Annotated in this window: 3 protein-coding genes and 2 pseudogenes; all 5 read right to left on the bottom strand. The window is 65.1% G+C overall.

What is annotated here, in order from left to right:
• Positions 1–1,424 (bottom strand): annotated as a pseudogene (locus AC2VOG_RS08980) (tyrosine-type recombinase/integrase); the annotation flags it as partial.
• Positions 1,421–2,530 (bottom strand): site-specific integrase, encoded by a 1,110-nt coding sequence (locus tag AC2VOG_RS08985; RefSeq protein ID WP_486939562.1) that lies wholly within the window; start codon positions 2,528–2,530, stop codon positions 1,421–1,423. The pseudogene AC2VOG_RS08980 and the gene AC2VOG_RS08985, both read right to left, overlap by 4 nt.
• A 121-nt stretch (positions 2,531–2,651) precedes the next feature.
• A pseudogene (locus AC2VOG_RS08990) lies at positions 2,652–3,681 on the bottom strand (IS256 family transposase); the annotation flags it as partial.
• 199 nt (positions 3,682–3,880) lie between these two features.
• A complete protein-coding gene (gene istB / locus AC2VOG_RS08995; RefSeq protein WP_486939563.1) occupies positions 3,881–4,681 on the bottom strand; it encodes an IS21-like element helper ATPase IstB in 801 nt (266 codons plus the stop codon).
• 1 nt (position 4,682) lies between these two features.
• Positions 4,683–6,305, bottom strand: coding sequence for an IS21 family transposase (istA, locus tag AC2VOG_RS09000; protein ID WP_486939564.1), 1,623 nt, complete (start codon positions 6,303–6,305; stop codon positions 4,683–4,685).
• Positions 6,306–6,464: the final 159 nt, after the last annotated feature.

Raw genomic sequence — 6,464 nt, forward strand, 5'->3', positions numbered from 1 at the left:
TCTGTGGTGACGCAGTCGCCGCGCAACCGCAGGGCGTCGGTGATCCGCAGTCCGCAACGCATCAGGATGACGGTGATCAGTCGATAGACGGGATTGGTGAACCGGTCGAGGTTGTCGCGGTGTTCGAGCTGGGTCATGACGTGTTCGGCTAACGCTCTGGGCAGGTGTTCGCCGCGCTTGGGGTGGTCCTCGGCGAAGAACATCGCCGTGGCGGGAAGTCCTGTGGCCCAACAATGTTGGCGGATCGCGGCAAAGAATCCATTGAGCAGGCCGATGTGGGCGCCCCGCCGCTGTGGGCTGTATTCCCGGTTCAGGTGGGCCAGGTAGCGTTCGAGTAGTTCCCGGTCGATTCGACTGATGTCTTCGATGTCGACGTCGGCGAGAAACCGTCCGAATCGGGCGATGGCCAGCAGCGGGCGTCCACCGCCTGCTTCGAGGTTGAGCCCGCGTGAGAGGCGCAGCCGGATCCATCGTTTGGCCGGCTCTCTCAGCCAGGGTTGCGGGATGCGGTCGAACCGCAGTGTGTAGTGGCCTTCGTAGCCGAGCCGGTGCATCCGCCAGACGTCGCGCGGGTATTCGGCTTCCCAACCTCCGGCCTCGGCCAAGTCCAGCACCGTGGAGTGCGCATAGAGCAGCAAGCCGCGAGATCTCGTGTCGTTGAGCATCACCGCGGAGCGTTCCCGCCATTGGTCGGCGTCGAAGTCGAGCAGCGAGGTGGCGGCGGTGTCGATCAGCAGCCGGACCACCCTGGCGACAACCGTCGGCGTCAGCTTGCCGCGCCGGTCGTCGTGGCGTTGCTGCAGCACGTACTGCATCTCCAGTTTCAGCTGCGGCGTGAGCATCCCGAGCTGGATCGTCTCGTTCGCCGGTGTGTCGTTGGATTCGAATCTTGCAACGAACCCGTTGATATCGTTGCGGCCGTTGACTTTCCAAGTGTTGGTATGGGAATGGCATAACGGCGACTCGGCCTGCGGCCATAACGAGCAGTGCCCGATCCGGCAGGTCGCCCCGGGCAGGGGCTGTTTCACCGGCAGCGGATCACGTAACCACGAGGCCAGGTGTGGCCGCCCGGCGCGTTCCCACCGTTGCGCGTGCAGCTGACACAATCCGCCGCGAGCCGACCCGTAACCGCAGCCGTCGACCCGACATGCCTGGTTGGGGCGATGTTTGCGCCAACGCGGATCGGTCGTGACGGCGAACTCTTCGAGGTCAGGGCGGCCCGCGTTGGCCCATCGCTGGTGGTGACCTTGACAGAGGCCATGGCCGCGGGCGCTGCGTCCGCAGTCGGCGACGCGGCAAGACCCTCCGCCGAATACGGCGTCGTCCGCGGCGAACTCCAATACGTCGCTGCGGAATTCGGCGCGAACACCGGCCATGAGCCTGCCCAGCAGGCCCAGCGTTGAATTGCGATCCAGGGCGGTCACAGGTTCACCTGGGCCTTTCCGATGAACCAGCCCGCGTGCTCCATCGCCTTGCGGGCGTCCTCCACGTTCAGATGCCCATACGTCGCGGCGGTGACGGTGACATTGGCATGGCCGAGCAGCTTGGCCACGACCTCCAAGCCGATCCCATCGCGCAGCATCCTGGTCGCGGCGGTGTGACGCAGCCAATGCGGGTCGAAGCCGATGTCCGTGCGACGGCGCAACCGGCGGACCAGGTCATAGACCGCGCCATAGGTCAACGGATGGCCGCGGGGCCGCCCCCAGAGGTTGACAAAGACATAGTCGCTGTCGAGGTCGCCATATTCGGCATGAAGGTAATCGGCATACAACCGAATCAGTTCCGCACTCACCGGAACAGTCCGGGCCGTCAACGATTTGGCGCGAGCTCGATTGTCGTTGTCACGCCGACAAACTGTGACCTGTCGTTCAGCGGCGGCGATGTCGCTGTGACGCAACCCCAGCGCCTCCCCGATCCGCATCCCGGTGTCATAGAGCAGCGCCAACAGGAACCGATCCCGCAACCGACCGCACGCGTCCAGCAGTGTCTGGACCTCGCCAGGGGTCAGCACTCGCGGCAGCTTCTTCGGCGCCGTCAACGACACCGTTCGCCGCGGCCGCGGCATGTGCTTGCTGATGTGGTGAAGAAACGGCTTCCAACCGCCTCTCGAACCACCGATCTGCCAGGTCGTCAGCAACTCGCCGACGTCGATCCCGTCGCGGACAGCATGCAGATAAAACGCCGCCAACGCCGAGAGCTTCCGATTCACCGTCGACTCGGCGCAATGATGCTCCACCGCGGGCAGCACGGCGATCCCACCCTGCCGCAGTGCCATCGGCAGTCGCAGCCAGGCGACGAACGCGCCGACATCCTCCAGACTCACCGACCGCCAGTCCAGGCCGCGCCCGCCCAGGAACGTGAACCAGTCCTTCAGATCATGGGCATACGCCTTAATCGTGTTCGGCGACCGCTCGATGTCGGTCAAATACTTCAGATACCGCTCCACCGGTGCCACCGGCACACCGTCCTCACCAAGGACGGTGAACGATTCACGCGACGAGAGGGGTGAAACCACCTTCACAACAAGCACTTCGACTCTCCAAGCTCTGCTTCGTGGACCGCTGGAGATAACCACATCCACAACGCAGAACCGACCACTTCCAGACTTCGTGGTCCACATGAAAGACACTCACCGCAGCACTACAGATAACCTGGGGATTGTTCGACCAGATCTGGCGCCAGATCTGTTTGGGAAAAGCGGTGAACGCCAACAGATCCGGGCGGGCCGCGTCGAGGTGCTCGGCGACGTTGGGGAGCTTGTCGGACAATGCGTCGAGTACTCGATCATAGTGGGCGACAACTGATTCGGCGTCGGGCTGGTCGTAGATGGAGTGCAGCATGGTGCGCACCCACGGCCAGGATGCTTCAGGGGTGGCAGACATCAGGTTGTTCGCGTAATGGGTCCTGCAGCGCTGCCAGGCCGCTCCGGGCAGCGTGGCGCCGATTGCGGCCACCAGGCCGGGGTGGGCGTCGCCGGTTACCAGCGCCACCCCGGACAGGCCGCGGGCGACCAGGTCGCGGAAGAACGCCAGCCAGCCGGCCCCGTCCTCGGCGGAGGTGACCTGGATGCCCAGGATCTCGCGGTAGCCCTCGGCGTTGACGCCGGTGGCGATCAGGGTGTGCACCCCGACGACGCGGCCCGCCTCGCGCACCTTGAGGACCAGGGCGTCGGCGGCGACGAACGTGTACGGGCCGGCGTCGAGCGGGCGGGTGCGAAACGCCTCCACCGCCTCGTCGAGCTCTTGGGCCATGATCGACACCTGCGACTTGGAAAGCCTTGTCACACCGAGGGTTTCGACGAGGCGCTCCATGCGCCGGGTGGACACCCCAGCAGGTAGCAGGTAGCAGGTAGCAGGTAGCCACCACGCTAGTCAGGGCACGCTCGGCGCGTTTGCGCCGCTCGAGCAGCCAGTCCGGGAAGTAGCTGCCCTGGCGTAGCTTGGGAATGGCCACGTCGATGGTGCCGGCGCGGGTGTCGAAATCACGGCTGCGGTAGCCGTTGCGGCTATTGGACCGCTCGTCGCTGCGTTCGCGGTAGCCGGCCCCGCAGACCGCGTCGGGTTCGGCGCTCATCAACGCGTGGATGAACGCCGACAGCAGACCGCGGAGCATGTCCGGGCTGGCCTGGGCGAGTTGATCGGCCAGCAACTGCTCGGAGTCGATAAAGTGGGGTGAGGTCATCGCGTTGTCTCCTTCGATTGACTTTGCTGATCGTTCGAAGGATCACGCGGTGACCGCCCTCTACCGGGTTACGACACGCCCCCACCGGACCTACCGGCTCATACACCACGCCCCTGGACGTAACTAGCTGATTTCCCATGTCGCTTGCCAGGGTGATGGGACCACCTGATTGCCAGGAGGATGGGACCACCGTGGCGCGTTATTGAGGATGCTCGTCGGGGTGGTCTGGGTCAAGCCGGCCGCCGCGGGTGCGTTGGCGGTAGGACGGTCCCTCGATGACCAGGGTGTGGGCCGCAGCGGTGAGTCGGTCGATCGCTGACTGGGCCAGCAGCGTGTCGGCGGTCATGGTCAGCCATTCGGCGGGTTCTCGGTTGGAGGTCACGATGGTGGTCTTGGTCTGGTGGCGTTCGACGATGATTTCGTAGAAGTCGCTGGTTTCGGTGGCGTCGAGGGGTCGCAGCGCGAAGTCGTCGATGATGAGGACGTCGATGGCGGTCAGTCGGCGGATTTCGGCGTCGACGGTGTTGTCCAGGCGGGCGGCGCGCAGTCGGGTAAACAGTTTGTCGGCACGGCCGAATAGGACTGTGTGCCTACGGCGAATTGCCATGTGCCCGAGTGCTGTTGCCAGGTGCGTCTTGCCTACTCCGACGGGCCCAAGCACGATCGCGGATTGGCCTGCGTCGAGGAACCGCAATGAGGTCAGGTCACCGAGCAGGGTGCGGTCATAGCGTAGGTCCTGTTGTGCGGTCCAGGTGTCGAAACGCATGCTCGGGTCGAGTCCGGCTTTGGTCGCCCGCAGGGCGGCTGAACGGGACTCGCGCCGGGATACCTCGTCGGCGAGCAGCGTTTCGAGGAATCCGATGTGGCTGAGTTTGTGTTGGCGGGCCAGTGCGGCCCGTTCGGGCAGGGTGTCGGCCAGCGCCCCGAGTTTGAGCGCTTTGAGCAGTCGGAGCAGGTCAGCGCCGACCGGGTCTGCGGCCACGCGGTTGGTAGTGGTCATATCAGCAGGTCCCCTCGGAATCGGTGTTAGTGATGACAGTCAATGCTGTTGAGGTGGTATTGAATTCGGATGGGTCACGCGAGAACCGGGTAGCGGTTTGGCCGACGGCCCGCGGCAGCGCCGGGATCGTTTTCTCCGTGGCACGCTCGAGCATCGAGGCGATCTTGTTGACCGAGACGACATCAAGATCCAGTGCCATCGAACAGGCCTGCTCGACACGCTGCGCGCCGTAACGGCGCACCAGGCCCTGGAGTCGGTAGACGGTGCGCATCCGGGTCCACGGCAGCGGGTCATCGAGGATGCGTTCGGCGTAGATCCCGACGTTCGGGCCATAGGCGGCGCAGGTGGAGATCAGCGTCGTCAAGTCCCGCAGCGCGTAACCGGCCTTGTGTTCGGGTAGATCGGCGCGGTCGGTGCTGCGACCACCGGGCGGTTGGCGGGGGTGGACTTTGACCAGCACACCGCGACGGTAAAACTTCACCAGCTCACCGTCGGCACGCACGTCCAGCGTGGTGCCGATCCACTGCTCGGGCAGCGAATACAGGGCCTTGGCGACCTCGGCGTGGAAGTCGCGGTGCACCTTGACCGCCTTGAACACCGGCACGTCGTAGGCGCCCGGCACCGCGAGCAGCATCGGTTGTTCCTCAGCGGTGAACACCTCCAGTGGACGTGCACAGGTGCTGCCGTGGATGCGGGTTCCGGCGGTATGGGAACACCAGGTGGTCGCGGCTTGCTGCGCCTGCTCGAGACTGGTGAATGTCTCACCGTCCCAGAAGTTTCGGCGCACGTACTGCACCGCCCGTTCCACCCGTGGTTTATCTTTCGGGGAACGCACCCGGGCCGGGTCGGTGAGGAACCCGACATGACCGGCGTAGTCGAGCCACCCCTGGGTGAACTGCGGATTGACCGCATCAGCGGCGGCGATCACCGGTTTCAAATTGTCCGGGATCAGCACCGCGAACACCCCGCCGAAGAACTCCCACGCCGCCTGGCAGCCGGCGATCACCGCCACCAGGGTCTGCGAGTAGGTCAGCCACACGAACATGTGCCGGGAGTAGACGGCGGTGAAGATCAGCGCGTGCACCTTGCGGCGCCGCCCATCGTCGGCGTCGGTGAGCATCCCGAGGTAGCCGAAGTCGATCTGGCATTCCACCCCGGGATCCCCGTCGGCGACCCGCACGGTGGTGTCCTTGCGGCCGAAACCGCAACGCTCACCGGCGAATCGGTTCAACGTGCGATACGGCACCGAGCAACCTTGACGGGCCAGCAGCGTGTGGATCTTGGTGATCGTCAACGGACGCTGCTCACCCTCGCCGGCCACCCACGCGGTGATCTGGTCCTCGAACCCCAGCAGCTGTTCCCACGCCGCACCGTGGCCATCCGGGCGTACCGGGCGCACCGCGTCGGCGACAGCCCCGATCAACCCGTCATCGACGGCCTCAACGCCATCGCTGCGGTGCAGACCAGCCGCTTGCGCCGCCTCGACGTAGCGGCGCACAGTTTTGCGGTCCACGCCGCAATGCGCGGCGATCGTGCGGTAGCCCGGTGCCGGTAGCCCGGCGACCCCCAGCCACACCCGCAGCACTTCCCTGATCTCGTTCACACTGACCTCCCGAAAAGCCATGCCCGCCGCCTCCGTGACTTGGACCGTCACGGCGATCAAACGAACAGATGAAGAGACCACCGACGCGACGCGCCGGTGGTCCCATAACTGGCAATCCAGGTGGTCCCATCACCCTGGCAAAATCAGCTCACACTGGCCCCATCCTCCTGGCAGACGACA

The organism is Mycobacterium sp. TH-M11 (assembly GCF_057473725.1).

Bases quoted from the DNA above. Each gene is read 5' to 3' on its own strand.
- istB (WP_486939563.1), bottom strand. From the start codon at position 4,681: ATGACCACTACCAACCGCGTGGCCGCAGACCCGGTCGGCGCTGACCTG.
- istA (WP_486939564.1), bottom strand. From the start codon at position 6,305: ATGGCTTTTCGGGAGGTCAGTGTGAACGAGATCAGGGAAGTGCTGCGG.